Genomic DNA, 16,234 nt, shown 5'->3' on the forward strand with positions numbered 1-16,234 from the left:
CCCTCCACCGTGCCCGAACACGACTACGACACGATCGTCATCGGGGCGGGCATGAGTGGACTGGCGGCCGGCATTCGGCTGGCGCAGTTCGACGCGCGCGTCGTGGTGCTGGATCGCCACTACCTCTGGGGTGGGCTCAACTCGTTCTACAAGCAGAAGGGGCGCCGTTTCGACGTCGGCCTTCACGCGCTCACGAACTACGTGCCGAAAGGGACGAAGGGCCGGCCGCTGACGCGGATCCTGAGGCAGCTTCGGATCCCCTACGAGGCGCTGGCTCTCGGGCAGCAGAACGGCAGCCGCGTGGACTTCCCTGGCGTCTCGCTGCGCTGGACCAACGAGTTCGAGGTCCTGCGGGGCGAGGTGGCCGACAGGTTCCCGAGCGAGATCGACGGCTTCGATCGGCTGGCGAAGGACCTCGCGGGCTACCCCGATCTCGTCGAGGAAGACGGCCCGCCGCGCATGGCGCGGGATGAACTCGCTGCCTACCTCGGGGACCGCACGCTCGTCGAGATGCTCCTGCTGCCGCTGCTCTACTACGGCAGCCCGACGCCGAACGACGTCGAGTGGTCCTCGTTCGTGATCCTGTTCAAGAGTCTTTACGAGGAGGGCTTTGCGCGACCCGAGGGCGGCGTGCGGCGGATCCTCGATCTTCTGCGCGACCGCTTCAAGGAACTCGGCGGCGAGCTGAGGATGCGCGCGGGCGTCCAGGAGATCCTCGTCAACGCGAAGGGCGAGACCGAGGGGGTCCGGCTGGACGACGGGACCGAACTCCGCGCTCCCACGGTCATCTCCAGCGCGGGCTACGTGGAAACCATGGCCATGACGCCCGCGGCCTCTGCGGTCTCAAAGGCCGACGTCGGGCCGCTGACCTTCGTGGAGTACCTGACGGTCCTCGACCGCCGCCCCACCGATCTCGGCCACGACGACACGATCGTCTTCTTCAACACCGAGGACCGCCTCGTCTATGGTCCGCCCGCGCCGGGTGAGCCGGTCGACCTGCGAAGCGGCGTCATCTGCTGCCCGGACAACTACGCGTCCGCCGAGCCGCTCCCCGAGGGCCTCTTCCGACTGACCCTGCTGGCTCGCCACGACGAGTGGACTGGCTACGGTGAAGAGGAGTACCAGGCCCGGAAGGACGCGATCTGGAAGGAGGCCCACGCGGTTGCCGCGCCGTTCTCCTTCGACGCGCGCCCCCACGCCGTCCACGTCGACGGCTTCACGCCGCGCACGATCCAGAAGTACACCGGCCACCTCGGCGGCGCCGTCTACGGCTCCCCGAACAAGCAGCGCTCCGGCCGCACGTCCATCGACGGACTCTTCCTCTGCGGCACCGACCAGGGCTACCTCGGCATCGTCGGCGCGATGCTGTCGGGGATCGCCATGGCCAACCAGCACGGACTCACGCGCGTCTGAGCCCCCCGCGCGCTCTATCTCCCATGACGATCAGTGAATCAGGTCCATCGGGCCCCTCTGGCACCCGGAACAAGAAGTTCTTCGCAGGCCACCGCGACGGCAAGCGCCCGGTGAAGACGGATCCCCTGAAGGGTGCCAAGGAGCGCTACGACGTCGTCGTCATCGGCTCGGGCCTCGGCGGCCTGACGGCCGCGAACATCCTTGCGCGGAACGGACACAGCGTCTGCGTCCTGGAGCAGCACTACAACTACGGCGGCCTCGCCACCTGGTTCAAGCGCAAGGGCGGTCACGTGTTCGACATCTCGCTGCACGGGTTTCCGTTCGGGATGAAGAAGACCTGCCGCAAGTACTTCGGCCAGCAGATCGCCGACCGAATCGTCCAGCTCGACGGCGTTCGCTTCGACAACCCACAGTTCAGCTTCGACACGAAGTTCACGCGCGAGTGCTTCACCGACAAGCTCGTGAACGTGCTCGGCTGCGATCCCGCGACCGTCGAGGGCTTCTACGACGAGCTGCGACGGATGAACTACTACGACAACGACACGCGTACGACGCGTGAGCTGTTCGAGTCGTACTTCCCGGGGCGCAACGACGTCCATCGGCTTCTGATGGAGCCGATTACCTACGCGAACGGGTCCAGCCTGGACGACCCGGCGATCAGCTACGGCATCGTCTTCTCGAACTTCATGTCCAAGGGCGTGTTCACGTTCACCGAGGGAACCGACGGCCTGATCAAGGACATGCGCGCGATCCTCAAGGAGAACGGCGTCGACCTGTTCAATCGCGTCACGGTCGACGAGATCACCGTCGAACAAGGGCGGGTCCGCGGCGTGCGCTCGGGCGACCGTGAGATCAAGGCGGAGATCGTGCTCTCGAACGCGAGCATCAAGGCCACGGCCGAGAAGCTCGTGGGCGAAGAGCACTTCGACGCCGACTGGATCGAGGGTCTGCGCAACGTCCGCCTCAACACGTCGAGCTGCCAGGTGTACATGGGCCTTCGGGAAGGCACGTCTCTGCCCTGGGTCTCGGATCTCTTCTTCACCTCCAGTCGCCCCACGTTCGACAGCGCGGCCCTGTGCGACCTGCACGGGGAGAGCCGAACCTTCAGCTTCTACTACCCGAAGGGCAGGCCCGCCGACCAGTCGGCTGGCAGGCCGGATCGCTACGTGATCGTTTCCAGCACGAACGCGCTCTTCGAGGACTGGGCCTCGATGGACGAGGCGTCCTACGGGGCCAACAAGCAGCGCATGATCGACGAGACGATCGCCGACATCGACCGCCGCGTTCCTGGCACCGCCGAGAAGCTGGAGCACGTGGAGGCTGCGACTCCGATGTCCTTCCAGTTCTATACCGACGCGCCCAAGGGAACGTCGTTCGGAACGAAGTTCGAGGGCCTCCCCTACTCGATGGAGATCTCCTCGCAGATCGAGGGGCTCTACCACGCGGGATCGGTGGGGATCATCATGAGCGGCTGGCTTGGCGCCGCCAACTACGGTGCCATCACCGCGAACAAGATCGACGCGCGACTGGCGGCCTTGGCCTCCCCCAAGTAGCGGCGGATAGCAGGCTCCTCGCGCGACGGCGCAGCCACGAAAAGGGCCCGGCCTCTGAAGCAGAGGCCGGGCCCATTTCGTTTCGATCAAGCGGACGTCAGCAACCTTCGGTCCGCTGCTTCATCACTGGCCGAACTGAACGCAGAGAGCGTCGGTCCAGTTGCCGCCGGTGCCCACGGAGTCGCGATACACGGCCTGGAAGAAGTAGCTCGTGCCGACGATCGGCGGCGCGCAGCCGAACATCGAGTACACGGAGTCCGGAAGGTCGCGGGACACGACGCCCGACGCCGGAACGCTGAAGATCGGGCCGAGGCGGCAGACGTTGGAGATGCACTGACGACCGTTGAAGCTCGGCGCGTTGGCCGACTCGGTGCCGACCATGAACAGAGCGAACGAGCCGACGGGAAGACCGCTGGCCTGGATCGCGAAGTCCTGTGCGCCGACGCCCGGGGTACCCGTCGAGGACATCACCGCGCCGACGCCCGTGGAGTTCGGAGCCGCGATGCAGTAGTTCATCGTCGAACCGGCGCCGCTCGTGATCGTCACGTCATCGATGGAGACGTTGGCGAACGATCCGCTGACCGCGCCGTTGATCGCCGCGAACTGAAGCGTCACGCCGCCGCTAACGTCGGGACCGGCCGTCGTGGAGAACGAGAAAGTCTGCCAGTCGGTCGAGAGCGGAAGCGGGCCTCCGCTGAGGAACTCGTTGGCCGAGGTGCCGCCGCCGGCGATCTCGGAGAAGAACTCCGCAAAGCAGATCGAGCCGATTCCGAAGTCGCCCTTCGCGGCGAACGAGATGTTGATCGGATCGCCGGGGTTGATCGTCCCCACGCCAAGGTTGGCCTGCTTGATCACGGCACCCGTCGTCATGTCGGGGTTGTTGAGCGAGCCGCCGAACGCGCCAGTGTTGAAGTCCATGGTGGCGTCGAACGTCGAGTTCGGCGTGGGGAAGTACTGCCAGCCGCTCGTGTCCCCTTGCTCGAAGCCGCCGTTCGCGGCGAACTCCGAGACCTTGACCGAAACGTCGTCGATGAAGAGAACCGCGACGCTTCCCGCGGCGGCGCCCGTGGCGGCGACCATCTGTAGGGTCACACCACCGCTCACGTCGGAGCCTGCGGTCGTCGTGAAGCAGAACGTCTGCCAGTCACCCGTGAGGGGCAGCGGTCCGCCGGTCAGGATCTGGTTGGACGAGGTGCCGCCGCCAGCGATCTCCGAGAAGAACTCGGCAAACGCGACGCCGCCGTTCGCGAACGACCCCTTCGCGGCGAAGGAGATGGTGATGCTGTCACCGGGCTGGACCGTACCGACGCCGAGGTTGGCCTGCTTGATGACCGCGCCCGCGGGCGCGTCCGGGTTGAACAGCTCGGCGGCGAAGGCACCGGAGTTCGAGTCTCCGGTGACGTTGAACGTGGAGTTCGCGGTGGGGAACGACACCCAGGAGCTGGTGTCACCCAGCTCGAAGCCACCGTTGGTGGTCAGGTCGTTGCCAGGGGCGGCGAGTGCGAGGCTCGTCGAACAAGCGAGAAGAAGCGTGGGGAGGAGAGTCTTTTTCATGGGTCTTTGATCCTGCTCGAAAGCAAGGAAAGCGTGAGAGGGGGCAGCAGATGACCTCGAGCAGCGAAACGTGCTGCTCGCGCATCATGCAGTCGGCTCTCCCTCACCTCCCCCGAGTTCCCGCCGCCTGTGCGGGACAGTCCCACTGGATGCGGACGATGGGAGTGAGGTACTTGGACCTGCACGATGCGAGTCGCACCGAGAGAGCAAGTCGAGCAGTAAGGCGGGCAATGCGCAAGCCTCGCGACATTCGAATTGAAGCATGTCGCCGAAAGGGACGACCGAGTGCGTCGATGCACCGTAGCCCTGCCGCCACCACTTTCACGACGCGCGACCGTGCGTACACGAAAGCAATGAGAGAGAGCGCGTCTCTCTCATCTGGCATTCATATTCCTCGCTCGCAAGAGCGCGCACGACGCCGCGGCGTGCGCCGCCGCCGTTCGACGGGCTGCTACAGATCGTCGAAGAAATCGTCGAGGCTCGAAACCGAATGGCTCGGCCTCGAAGAGGCAGACGTCGCCATGGGCTCCGGTACTTCCCCGATCGAGAACTGTTCGGGATCGGTCGGCTGAAGCTTCGCGATCGATGCCGAGATCTCCGCTGTTTTGGCCTTGAGCGCTGCCAGCTGCACAAGGTCGGCCGACCCGGTAGCTGCCAGTTCACGGGTCGCTTCGGAAAGCGCCACGACGCCCCGCACGAGGGCCATCAAGGCCTGCTCGGTCTCTATCATTCTGTTGTTCCCCTACTTTGAAAGCGGCCGCCCCACGCGACCTGTCTTCCGTGCCCCCACGGAAGCGTTGCTGTTGAGGAGAGATCGTCCAGCTGGCGCTCACGACTGGTGGAAAACCACGTTCCACGTGTGTCCGTTCTCAAAGCGAGCGAACGTCTTTCCAATCGAACTTCAGCACGCCGGGGCCACGCTACACCGCGGCCGATCCTTCACCCAAAAAAGCGGCGATCCGCCGAGCCCTGCAGCTCGACGGATCGCCCTTTCCTTCCGTAGCTTCCTTATCCCTTTCTACAACGAACGAAGGAAAGTCAACAGGGCGACCTGGTCTGCACCGCTCATCGCCTGGTAGGCGACCTTGGCGGCCTCGGCTTCGCCGCCGTGCCAGAGGATCGCATCCTCCAGCGTCTCTGCACGGCCATCGTGCAGGTACCCTTCGCCGCCGCTCACATCGGCGGTGAGCCCAACGTTCCAGAGAGGAGCCGTCCGCCACTCCGAGGCCGTCGCGTTGCCCTCGATCAGGGTCGACGCGAGGCCGGGGCCCATGTCGTGGAGCAGGAGATCCGTGTAGGGATGGATCGTCTGGCTCCGCAACTCTGCGTGCGGGTGGTACGGGGTGGTCTCGAAGGTCGGTACGTGGCACTTCACGCAGCCTGCTGACGTGAAGAGAGCCTCTCCTGCCAGCGCGAGCGGATCAGCGAGGTCACGGCGCGCGCTGACGCCGAGCAGCGAAACGTAGGCAGTGAGCTGCTCGACGTAGATGTCGTCGATCTCGGCACCCGAGGGGCCGCAGTCGAGCTGAGCCGAACCGCAGTCCGGCTCGGGCCGGATCGAGGTCATGACGCCCATGTCGCCATTGAACGCGGCTGCGATCTGGTGACGGACGCTCGGCTCGTTCGCCTTCCAGCCGAATCGGCCCAGGCGAATCTGTCCCGTTTCCGAATCCGTCACGAGACGCATGCGGCCGGAGATGCCGTCCCCATCGAGGTCGTCCGGGTCGCTGAGCGCCTCGACGTCCGACTCCTGGATCGCCTCGAGAAGGCCCATGCCGACGATCTGCGGAGCGAGCCTCGTGCTGAAGTGCTGGGGCGTCACGCCGCTGAAGGCGTAGACCGGCTTGCGCAGGCTCCCGACCGGCTGCCACGCGGCGAGCGTGATGCCGGCCTCTGCGACGCCGCTCGTCACACGGGGCTGCAGGATCGACCCGAGCGCCGGGTGCGGATCGCCGTTCGCGTCACCGACGCGAATCACGTACTGCGAGAGCGATTCCCCGACGCTCGCGGGCAGCGCACGGCTGTTTCGATCGTGACAGCCGACGCAGGACCGATTCATGTACTGGGGCCCGAGCGTGTTCGAGAGCGCCAGGAACGGCGGGTTCGACGTTCCTTCATCGTGGGAGCCATTGCCGAAGTCCGAGTGGTGAACCCTGCGGCCGAGGACGAAGGGCTGCGCGTTGATGCCAGCGATGTTCGTCGACATCTGCATGAAGTGGTTGTCCGGCTCGTCGGAGTACTGGTACGGCAGCGTCGTGCCGCCCCCCAGCCAGCCCTCGACGGGCATCGGATAGGAATCCTCACGCTCGGTGGCGGGGTTGCCGAAGACGCCGCGCGCCTCCCACGGAACCACGCCCTGTCCGACGATGTAAAGAATCGCCGTACCGTAGTAGTTGTTGCGACCGTTCGGGACGGCGTCGAGGAAGTGGCTGAGCTCGAACTCCAGGCGATCGCCGACCCGCAGGGGCTGACCGGTCTTCTGGTTGAAGTCGATGGTGCGCGTGTAGTGCTTGACGTTGCTACCGGGCACGTCGAGGCTCGGCACGCTCGTCATCGTCCCGTTGTTGTAGTACTCGGCGACCGTGTTGAATCCGCGGTACAGGAAGCGCAGCTCGGCCTGGTTCGGGCTCAGCTGCCACTGGGTCGCCACGTTGAAGGTGATCGTGGTCCCGCCCTTGCCGATCGTGTCCACGACCTCGACGTCCGCGGTCCGATGCTCCCAGTAGAACGACAGGTAGTGGTCGTAGCTCTGGAACTGGTCCTCGCGGGCGTGACGATCGCGGGCGCGATCGCCGAAGCGCGTGATCAGCGCGGTGGGCGTGTCCTCCTGAAGCGCGGGCTCCAGAACGGTCGAGCTGTCGTACAGCGGCGCAAAGACCTGAACGAACGGAACGGTGGACCAGACGCCGCCGAGGCCTTCCCCCATCGTCTCGCCGGGAGCCTGGTCGCCGGAGTAGAAGTACAGGGGACGGTCCTGATACGTGACCTGGAACGTCCCGTCGGCGCGCGTGATCGAGCCGAGTCCGGGGAGCCCCGTGGGCACACCGTCTTCGAGGTAGAGGGGCGGCCACGCCTGCGCGCACCCACCGTTGCACGCGCTCGTACCTGCGGCACCGAGATCGCCGTCGAACACATAGAGCGTGAATTCCGGGCTGGCCGATCCCGAGCCGCCGACGAGACGTCCGTTCGCAAACGACACCTCCTGGACGGGGATCACCACCTCACAACCCGTCGCGTCTACCGTCGTACCGGGCGGCGTCCCCGGGCACTGATCGACGGTGTCATCGACACCGTCGCCATCGCTATCGACCGCGTCCGTTCCATAGACCTCCATCTCCCAGATCGAGTACCCGTAGACGTTGCCGGGGCTGCGCGTCATGCCGTTCATCCGAACGTAGCGATAGACGCCGCCGAGCTTGAGTCGGTCCTTGCGGTCGCCGAACTGCCCGCCGGTGCGGTTTCTGATCGTGACCCAGTTCACCCCATCGACGGATCCGTCCACCGAGTACGTGCCTGCGTTCGCGGCTTCCCAGTAGATCGCGGCACCGGTGACCGCATAGCTCCCGCCCAGGTCGAGCGTCAGGATGCTGGGATCGATTCCGTGCACGGACTCCCAGCGCGTTGCCTGATTTCCGTCGACGGCAAAGCTGGCCGGACCCGAGGCCCCTGTCGAACTGGCCGTGGCCGTCGCAGAGAGCAAGCGCGGAACCACGCGTGCCGGTGGGGCTTCAGGGCTCGGAGGCTGTGATGTCTGGCTCGCGGAAAGTGCCAGGCACGACTCGGCCCCGAGGCCTGCGAAGGCAGCGGCGGTGAATAGCGCGGTAACGGATAGGGCGTTCATGGGGATCGGTGCTTGGGAATCGACGGGTCCGAGGGGCCTTCGAGTGCAACACGCAGACGAACGCACCGCAAGCGCGAGCGCGACCTCTTCCGGTCGAACTTGGGTTCAATCCCATCCTGCGTGCGGGTCGTTGTCGCGATGGAAAGCCCGAGCATGAGAAGAGCATGAGATCCGACGCTGCTACCGGACAACGGCACCGTGCGCGCGGACCTTCCGCGCCGATGATGGCGAGACAGCGCTCACCCAGGCCCCCCTACCGTCGGCCGAGAATCTCTGCTTCAGTGCGAGACAAGAGAGAGCGCAACAGGGCGTGCGGGTACTGCCGCTCCACCGTGATGGCGTAGAAGTTCTCCACCAGTCCGGGCACCACGCAGTACTCGTGCAGTGATCCCAGACGAAGCTCGTCGCGCACGACGACGGACGGCAAGAGCGCGATCGTCTCGGTGTCGCGCGCGAGCAGTCGCATCGTCGCCATGTCATCGACTTCCGCGAGAATCCGCGGCGCGAACCCGAGCTGTTCGCACAGTGCATCGAACTCCGTGCGGATATCGCTGTCGGCGCCGGGAACGACCAGAGACGCCCCCTCCAGATCCTCGGGAAAGCGGAACGAATCGCGCCGATCGTGTCCGACCAAGCTGACGGGCTGCGTCGCCACGCGACGACATCTCAGGCCCGGTCGCGCGGTGGAGGAAGACGGGCGATTGGAGAGCACGAGGTCGATGGCGTGCTGGGACAGCCTTTCGACGAGATCGTCGAATCCTCCGGAGTGCAGCGCCAGGCGCACGTCCTTCGAGCCGAGCAACGGCTCGATGAACGACTCCTGGAAGTTGCGCGACAGCGTCGCGACCGTACCGATCCGCAGCACCTCATCCTGCTCGCGCCCACGCTGGAGCGTCGAGAGAAGCTCTGCTCCGGTCGCGAAGATTCCGTCGGCGTAGCGGAGTACGAGAGTGCCTGTTTCCGTTAGCACCAGCCGCCGGCCCTCGCGCGTGAAGAGCTCCTCGCCGAGCTGCTGCTCCAGCTGCCGGATCTGACTGGAGAGAGCCGACTGAGAGACGTGCAGCGTCTTCGCCGTCCGCGTCAGATTCCCGTCGTGCGCGACGGCCCAGAAGTAATGGAGATGATGGAAATTCAGGTGGTCGCTGATCATGTCCCGCGCACTATCGTTCACTTTAGATGAACGCTTCAGTCTATATTATATTATTTTCTGGAACGATCCAGCGGGATACACCTTGGGGCATGATCTCCCCTCTCGAAACAGGAACCTCCCTGGCCGGGGCTGCCCTCGCCGTCCCCTGCCTCTTCCTCGGCAGCGCTCTGCTGGCCAGTCGCAGGCATCCGTTCTCGGCTGCGAGAGCCGCAACGGGCGCCGCGGCTATCGTGACGCTCGTGGGCCTCGCAGTCGGCGCCTTCGCCCCGGTGGGCACTCTGCCGGACGCTGCGCTCGGGGTCAGGCTCGACCTCGTCACGGCCGCCATGCTGCTGCTCGTGGCCCTGATCGCCTTCGTCATCGTGCGCTACTCGGTGACCTACCTGCACGGCGACCCCGGCCAGTTGCGCTACAGCCGGTGGTTGATGGTGACCCTCGCCGCCGTTTCGGTGCTCGTCGGCACCGACCACCTCGGGGTCCTGGCCGCTGCCTGGACCGCGACGAGCCTGGCGCTTCACCAGCTCCTGACGTTCTTCCAGGATCGACCCGCCGCGCAGGTCGCCGCCCACAAGAAGTTCCTCGTCAGTCGCCTGGCGGATGCGTGCCTCTGGAGCGGCCTCGCGCTCCTCCACTCGGGCACAGGCACCCTCTCGCTGACAGAGCTTCAGGTCTGGGCCGCGAACCTCGACGGCACGGGCACTGCGCTCCCCCATTCCACCCAGGCCGCCGCGTTCCTGTTCGCGATCGCCGCGTGCCTGAAGTCGGCGCAGCTCCCTTTCCACGGATGGCTCACCCAGGTGATGGAAGCGCCCACTCCTGTCTCAGCGCTCCTTCACGCGGGCGTGGTCAACATCGGTGGATTCCTGATGATCCGGCTCGCCATGGTGATGGGCGCGGTGCCCTCTGCTCAGCTGCTCCTCGTCTTCGTCGGTACGGCGACGGCGGTGCTCGCTGCGCTCGTCATGACGACACGAGTGAGCGTCAAGGTGGGCCTCGCGTGGTCCACCTGCGCACAGATGGGACTGATGCTGGCCCAGTGCGGACTCGGCGCCTGGCATCTCGCGCTGCTCCATCTTCTGGCGCACTCGTTCTACAAGGCCCACGCGTTCCTGAGCTCCGGGAGCACCGTCGAGATCTGGCGGGCTCAGTCGCTTCTGGAGAAGGCACCCGCCACACGACCTGGGCAGTTCGCGCAAGCGACAGCCATCTCCTTGGCGGCGGTCGCCAGCGTCAGCCTCGCGGTCCATGCGCTCGGCGGGGGCGGCTTCGGACTCGATCTCGCCGGATCCGTTCTCACCCTGGTGGCGGCCCTCGCCTTCGTCCCTGCCATCGCCGGCGGGCTGGCCGAAGGCACGAGCGCGCTTTCGAAGGTGATGCTCCAGGTCGGCCTTCTGGTCGGACTCTACTTCGGGTGGCATGCGATCGCGTCCGACGCGCTGCCATGGACCGCCCGCGCGACCGCCGAAGACCCCGCCTGGCTCCTCTTCGGAGGCGGCTTCGTCGCACTCTTCATCGTGCAGTCGATCCTGAGGGTCGCGCCGTCTGGGGCCCTCGCCCGAAGACTGCACCCCTCGCTCTTCGCGGGCTTCTACCTGGACGAGCTGTTCACGCGAATGACCTTCCGAGTTTGGCCCCCGAGGCTGGAGAAGACCGAGCCCCCCGCCGCCTTGCCGTCCGCCTGACCCCCAAGACTTCATCGCGCCATGACACTCTCCACTCCGATCGCCGAGGCTCCGGCTTCGAACGTGCCCACGTCGCCCTCCACGTCGTCCTCCACGATGCGCCTGAACGAATCCATCGATGCTGCTCTTCGGCGCATCGCCCCCACCTGGCCCCTCGACCGGTTCATCGCGGTCAACCCGCTCTGGGGACAGATCGACCGACCGCTCCACGAAGTCGCGGCGGAACTCGCCTCGTTGACCGGCTCGAAGCTGGTGATGTCGCGCGCGTGGTATCGCCGAGAGTTCGAAGCGGGCAGGCTACGAACCGAGCATCTGGAACGCGCGCTCCACCTCGGCGCGGGATCTTCGGTTCTGGGAATCGACCTTCAGGGGCTTCTCGACTGGCTGCGGGGCGAAGAAGCGCTCCATCCGCGGCGCGCACGCGTCGTGGATGTCGTCGACGGTCGACGCGATCTCGACCACCAAGCGTCATGGCAGCGATTCGTCACGACCAACGTCAGTCAATTCTGCGCTTCGTACTTCGATGACGGCCAGGCATCCCTGCGCCCCGATCGATCCGGCGGTCTGTATGCGAGCTGGCACAGGCTCGCGCAGCGGGATCGAGGACCGGCCCTGCTCATGGGGATGCCGCGCTACCAGGAGATCGCGAAGAGGCTCCCGGCGCAGGCCAGCGACGTATTCGAAGCCGCGCTCGACGATCTCGGCGTGTCAGCGGAGAATCGCGAGCTCTACCTCGCGAGCCTGCTCCTCGACCTCGGCGGCTGGGCCGCTTGGTGCACTTACCAGCGCTTCATGGCCGAGCTCCAGGGCGGAACCGATGCCAGCGTCGTTGATCTTCTCGCGATCCTCGTCGCGTGGGAATGGATCCTCCATGCGGGCGGCGGACAGGAGATCGAGCGAAACTGGCGCGCGGCCATGCGCATGTGGAACGACGTCGACCGCGTCGCCATCGCGGCCGGCGGAGAGGCCTGGCTCGTTCAGAGCGCGATGGAGCTCGCATGGCAAGGCGACGTCAACGTCGGGTTGCGGACGGGATTTCGGGCGGTTCGTCCGCGGGACGTCGCCGTCCAGGCTGCGTTCTGCATCGACGTTCGCTCGGAGGTGTACCGCCGAGCGCTCGAAGCTCAGTCGGATTCCGTGCAGACGATGGGCTTCGCGGGCTTCTTCGGCATGCCGGCGGAGTACGTCCCCGCGGGCGCGACGAAGGCGCGTCCCCAGCTCCCTGGACTCCTCGCGCCCAGGCTACGCATCACCGACGTGGGCGTGAACCCTGAAATGGCGACGGAGCGCAGGAGCCGGCTGGCGACGGCGCGGGGCTGGAAGGGTCTCAAGACGGGCGCCCTCTCGACGTTCGTCTTCGTCGAGGCCCTGGGCGTCCCGTACGCCTTCGGGCTCCTGAAGGACAGCCTCCAGAAGAAGCGATCGAAGACGCTGGAGGAAGCGAGTCTCTCCACTGACGCCACGGCAGCGCGCAAGCCGCGTCTCACCGAGACGGTCGATGGCAAGCCCCTTGCCGCCGAGGAGCGCGCGGACCTCGCGGCGGGAATCCTTCGGGCCATGAGCCTCACGGACAGGTTCGCGCGCCTCGTGCTTCTGGCCGGCCACGGCAGCCAGTCCAAGAACAACCCCCATGCGGGTGGGCTCGACTGCGGCGCGTGCTGCGGCCAGACCGGAGAGGTCAACGCACGCGCGACCGCCGCGCTCCTCAACGAGCCCGAAGTGCGCGAGGACCTCACCGCGCGCGGCGTCGTGATCCCTCCGACCACCCACTTCCTCGCGGGCCTGCACAATACGACCACCGACCAGCTGGAACTCTTCGACCTCGATGAGGTGCCAAGCTCCCATGCCGAAGACATCGCCACGCTGAAGAAGTGGCTCCAGGGCGCGGGCGCGCAGTCCCGCCGCGAGCGCGCCGCACGACTCGGTCTGGATCCGGCGCGAAACGACGCCGACCTGCTGAACTCCGTCGAAGAGCGGACCGGCGACTGGAGTCAGGTCCGCCCTGAATGGGGCCTCGCCGACAACGCTGGCTTCATCGTGGCCCCGCGCGAGCGCACCAAGCACATGACCTTGAACGGCCAGTGCTTCCTGCACGACTACCGCGCCGACAAGGACGAAGGCTTCGCCATCCTGGAACTCATTATGACCGCGCCGATGGTGGTGACCCACTGGATCAACTTCCAGTACTACGCCTCGACAGTCGACAACCGGCGCTACGGAAGCGGGAACAAGGCGCTCCACAACGTCGTCGGCGCGCACATCGGCGTCTTCGAGGGAAACGGCGGCGACCTCCGGACGGGCCTCTCGATGCAGTCCTTGCACGACGGCGAGCGCTGGGTCCACACGCCGCGCAGACTCAGCGTCTTCATCGAGGCCCCGGAGCACGCCATCGACTCGATCCTTGAGCGCCACGATCACGTCCGAGCGCTCGTGACCGGTGGCTGGGTGCACCTGATTCGCATGGAAGCACAGAGCGGTGAGACGTTCCTCTACGAGCGCGGCACCTGGACGCCCTGCGCGTGATCCGCGGGATCCAGAGCGCTTCAGCGCGCCATCGCTTGCTTTGGATCCCGCCCCACTGTCCACAGCCCCCAGTGCTTCTCGGCGCCGTACGCGTTGCCTGGGTCGCCCTTCCAGGGCTCGTCGAAAGCCTCGAAGAAGAAGACGGTGGTCCGCGTCCGTGCCGCCCACTCCTTCAATTCACGGAAGTACCGCGCTTGCTGGGCTTCTCCCGCGCGATCACCGAATTCGACGGCGACCGTTGCCCACCCCGCCTCGAGCACGACGATCCGACTGTCCGGGAGTGCCGCACGCACCTCGTCCACGTTCCGGGCCGTGAAGTGGAGCCCTTCGTCGATGCCTTTACCTTCCCACACGGGATACGAGTGCACGCCGATGAAGTCCAGCTCAGCCGCGAGCGCCGCGCCGTGATCGATCCACCAGCGATAGTTCTCGGCGACCGTCACCGGCTGATCCACCGTGGCTTTCACCTGACGCACGTATTCGATCACCGAGTCCAGCGGGACCATGTGGTCGTTCCAATCGACGAGTGCTTCGTTGCCGACACTGACGGCGATCACGACGTCCGGATGGTCTGCGGCCAGTTCGATGGCGCGTTCGACGCCTGCCTGGTTCTCGAGTCGATTCCGCTCCAGCGTCGCGGCCGGGATGGGCTCGTTCAGCCAGGGGCACCCGAGGTGGTTGCTGACCTCCGCGTCCAGCCAGATCCCGAGCAGCACCTGAATCGGCAGCCGTTGCTCCTCGATGACGTCGAGCACCATGGCGGAGTTGCTGCCTGAATCATAGAGGCGAATGAGGTCGAATCCCCCTTCGACGAGGAGCTTCAGATCCTCCAGCGTTTCCGCGCGACTCGGGTTCACGGCACCCTGGCCCCGATCCGGATGCTGACCCGCGCGGAAGCCGGAGTAGGCGATGGCCATGACTCCGCTCTCCAGCGGCGACGGCGACGCACCGCTCGGTGTGGTCTCGCTTCCCCCGCCTGAGATGCAGGAAACGAGCGCGAGCGCGGCGGCGATGATACCGGCCTTCAGAAAGTCCATGAAACCGAGATTGTGGGCGTGGGAACGAAAGGGCGCGGCATTCTACGGCCCCCGCCAGGGGTTAGAGTGAAAGGCATGACCCCATTTCCGCGCTGCCTCGCGACTCCCGGGATTCTCGTTCTGGGCGCCTGCGCCGTCCCATCCCAGGGGGTCCCCGCATCCGAACCCGGCCAGCGCCCACCGAACGTGGTGCTGATCGTCACGGACGACCAGGGCTATGGCGACCTTTCTTGCTCTGGCCATCCGACCATCCGGACCCCGCGCCTCGACGCGCTCGCGGCGGAGGGTCGAAGGCTCACCCAGTTCTACGTCGCTTCCCCGGTTTGCTCTCCGTCGCGGGCCGCGATCCTCACCGGCTGCTATCCCCGTCGCGTCGGCATGCACCGCCACGTGGTCTTCCCGGAGTACGACTACGGATTGCACACCGATGAGGACACCCTGGCCGATGTGCTTCAGCGCGCTGGCTACCGGACCGCCTGCTTCGGCAAGTGGCACCTCGGTCACCGCCCGGGAATGCTGCCGACGGACCAGGGCTTCGACGAATGGCTCGGCATTCCGTACTCGAACGATATGGCGCAGCGCCATCGGCCCGAAGGCAATTCCTACCGATTCCGACTGCCTCTGCTGCGGAACGACGAGGTCCTCGAATGGGAGCCGGATCAGGCGCGCTTCACCGGCCTCTTCACCGACGAGGCCGTGCGCTTCATCCAGGGAGCCACCGACGCGCCGTTCTTCCTGTACCTGCCCCACCCCATGCCGCACGTGCCGCTCTACGCGTCGGATGAAGCGACCGGGCTCAGTCCGCGCGGGCTCTACGGCGACGTGATCGAGGAGATCGATGCCTCGGTGGGCCGCATCGTCGATGCGCTGGAGGCTCGAGGTGTACGGGACAACACGCTGCTGATCTTCACCAGCGACAACGGACCCTGGGCCGTCCAGGAGCTTAACGGCGGAACCGCAGGCCCGCTGCGTGGGGCGAAGGGCAGCAACTGGGAGGGTGGCCAGCGCGTGCCCATGATCGTCTCGTGGCCCGGGCGCGTCGCGCCCGCCTCCCTCATGACGGAGGTCGTCACCGCCATGGATCTGCTTCCGACGGTCGCCAAGATCGTCGGTGCGCCGCTCGATGAGACGCGCACGATCGACGGCGAGGTCCTGACGGAGGCTCTCCTCGGCGCCACCGACGCGCACGATCCGTCGGGGCGGCAGGCCCCTTTCCTCTACTACACCTCGAAGGGCCTGCCCGCTGGCATCCGGCGCGGGCCCTGGAAGCTGCTCCTCGACGGACCTCAGCTCTATCACGTCGAGCACGACATCGAGGAGCGATTCGATCGCGCGACCCGGGAGCCTGAACTTGCGGAGGAGCTCAGAGGCCTTGCCCTCGAACTCTTCGCTCACGTCGAGTCGAACTCCCGTACCCACCTGGTGAACGAAGCGCAGGTCTTCGACCCGGAAACGCAATGAAGCGGCGCAGACTCCGACCC

The 16,234-nt window shown here is 66.2% G+C and carries 10 protein-coding genes; 5 read left to right on the forward strand and 5 right to left on the reverse strand.

Annotated features, from left to right (window positions below; all coding sequences use genetic code 11):
- Positions 1-9: 9 nt before the first annotated feature.
- Entirely contained in the window at positions 10-1,413 is a 1,404-nt protein-coding gene (locus Poly30_RS17705; protein WP_419190323.1) for a phytoene desaturase family protein, read from the forward strand.
- Positions 1,414-1,436: 23 nt separating this feature from the next.
- Positions 1,437-2,966, forward strand: a complete 1,530-nt coding sequence (locus Poly30_RS17710) for a phytoene desaturase family protein (RefSeq protein ID WP_419190324.1) — start codon at positions 1,437-1,439, stop codon at positions 2,964-2,966.
- Positions 2,967-3,089: 123 nt separating this feature from the next.
- On the opposite strand, the gene Poly30_RS17715 is transcribed toward Poly30_RS17710, so the two are convergent.
- The 4 genes from Poly30_RS17715 to Poly30_RS17730 form a co-directional block, all read right to left on the reverse strand.
- On the reverse strand, positions 3,090-4,520 hold the full coding sequence (locus Poly30_RS17715; protein ID WP_145200128.1) for a hypothetical protein: 1,431 nt from the start codon (positions 4,518-4,520) through the stop codon (positions 3,090-3,092).
- 451 nt (positions 4,521-4,971) lie between these two features.
- Complete coding sequence (locus tag Poly30_RS17720; RefSeq protein WP_145200131.1) at positions 4,972-5,250, reverse strand: hypothetical protein; 279 nt, start codon at positions 5,248-5,250, stop codon at positions 4,972-4,974.
- Positions 5,251-5,538: 288 nt separating this feature from the next.
- Complete coding sequence (locus Poly30_RS17725; RefSeq protein ID WP_145200134.1) at positions 5,539-8,361, reverse strand: di-heme oxidoredictase family protein; 2,823 nt, start codon at positions 8,359-8,361, stop codon at positions 5,539-5,541.
- 253 nt (positions 8,362-8,614) lie between these two features.
- A complete protein-coding gene (locus Poly30_RS17730; protein ID WP_145200137.1) occupies positions 8,615-9,511 on the reverse strand; it encodes a LysR substrate-binding domain-containing protein in 897 nt (298 codons plus the stop codon).
- Between the two features lie 89 nt (positions 9,512-9,600).
- Here Poly30_RS17730 and Poly30_RS17735 point away from each other — a divergent pair, with 89 nt between their 5' ends.
- Positions 9,601-11,193, forward strand: coding sequence for an NADH-quinone oxidoreductase subunit L (locus Poly30_RS17735; RefSeq protein ID WP_419190325.1), 1,593 nt, complete (start codon positions 9,601-9,603; stop codon positions 11,191-11,193).
- Between the two features lie 21 nt (positions 11,194-11,214).
- Positions 11,215-13,716: a YbcC family protein gene (locus tag Poly30_RS17740; RefSeq protein WP_145200143.1), complete on the forward strand. Its 2,502-nt coding sequence runs from the start codon at positions 11,215-11,217 to the stop codon at positions 13,714-13,716.
- Positions 13,717-13,736: 20 nt separating this feature from the next.
- Here Poly30_RS17740 and Poly30_RS17745 read toward each other — a convergent pair whose 3' ends face one another.
- Entirely contained in the window at positions 13,737-14,753 is a 1,017-nt protein-coding gene (locus Poly30_RS17745) for a glycoside hydrolase family 17 protein (protein WP_419190326.1), read from the reverse strand.
- A gap of 75 nt (positions 14,754-14,828) precedes the next feature.
- On the opposite strand from Poly30_RS17745, the gene Poly30_RS17750 reads away from it, so the two are divergent.
- Positions 14,829-16,214: a sulfatase family protein gene (locus Poly30_RS17750; protein ID WP_145200146.1), complete on the forward strand. Its 1,386-nt coding sequence runs from the start codon at positions 14,829-14,831 to the stop codon at positions 16,212-16,214.
- Positions 16,215-16,234 lie beyond the last annotated feature (20 nt).

Origin of the sequence: Saltatorellus ferox (assembly GCA_007751475.1) — a bacterium.
Lineage (GTDB): Bacteria > Planctomycetota > UBA1135 > UBA1135.

Coding starts and splice junctions, on each gene's coding strand:
- Poly30_RS17725 (WP_145200134.1), bottom strand. CDS start 8,361: ATGAACGCCCTATCCGTTACCGCGCTATTCACCGCCGCTGCCTTCGCA.
- Poly30_RS17740 (WP_145200143.1), top strand. CDS start 11,215: ATGACACTCTCCACTCCGATCGCCGAGGCTCCGGCTTCGAACGTGCCC.
- Poly30_RS17735 (WP_419190325.1), top strand. CDS start 9,601: ATGATCTCCCCTCTCGAAACAGGAACCTCCCTGGCCGGGGCTGCCCTC.
- Poly30_RS17730 (WP_145200137.1), bottom strand. CDS start 9,511: ATGATCAGCGACCACCTGAATTTCCATCATCTCCATTACTTCTGGGCC.
- Poly30_RS17745 (WP_419190326.1), bottom strand. CDS start 14,753: ATGGACTTTCTGAAGGCCGGTATCATCGCCGCCGCGCTCGCGCTCGTT.
- Poly30_RS17710 (WP_419190324.1), top strand. CDS start 1,437: ATGACGATCAGTGAATCAGGTCCATCGGGCCCCTCTGGCACCCGGAAC.
- Poly30_RS17750 (WP_145200146.1), top strand. CDS start 14,829: ATGACCCCATTTCCGCGCTGCCTCGCGACTCCCGGGATTCTCGTTCTG.
- Poly30_RS17715 (WP_145200128.1), bottom strand. CDS start 4,520: ATGAAAAAGACTCTCCTCCCCACGCTTCTTCTCGCTTGTTCGACGAGC.
- Poly30_RS17720 (WP_145200131.1), bottom strand. CDS start 5,250: ATGATAGAGACCGAGCAGGCCTTGATGGCCCTCGTGCGGGGCGTCGTG.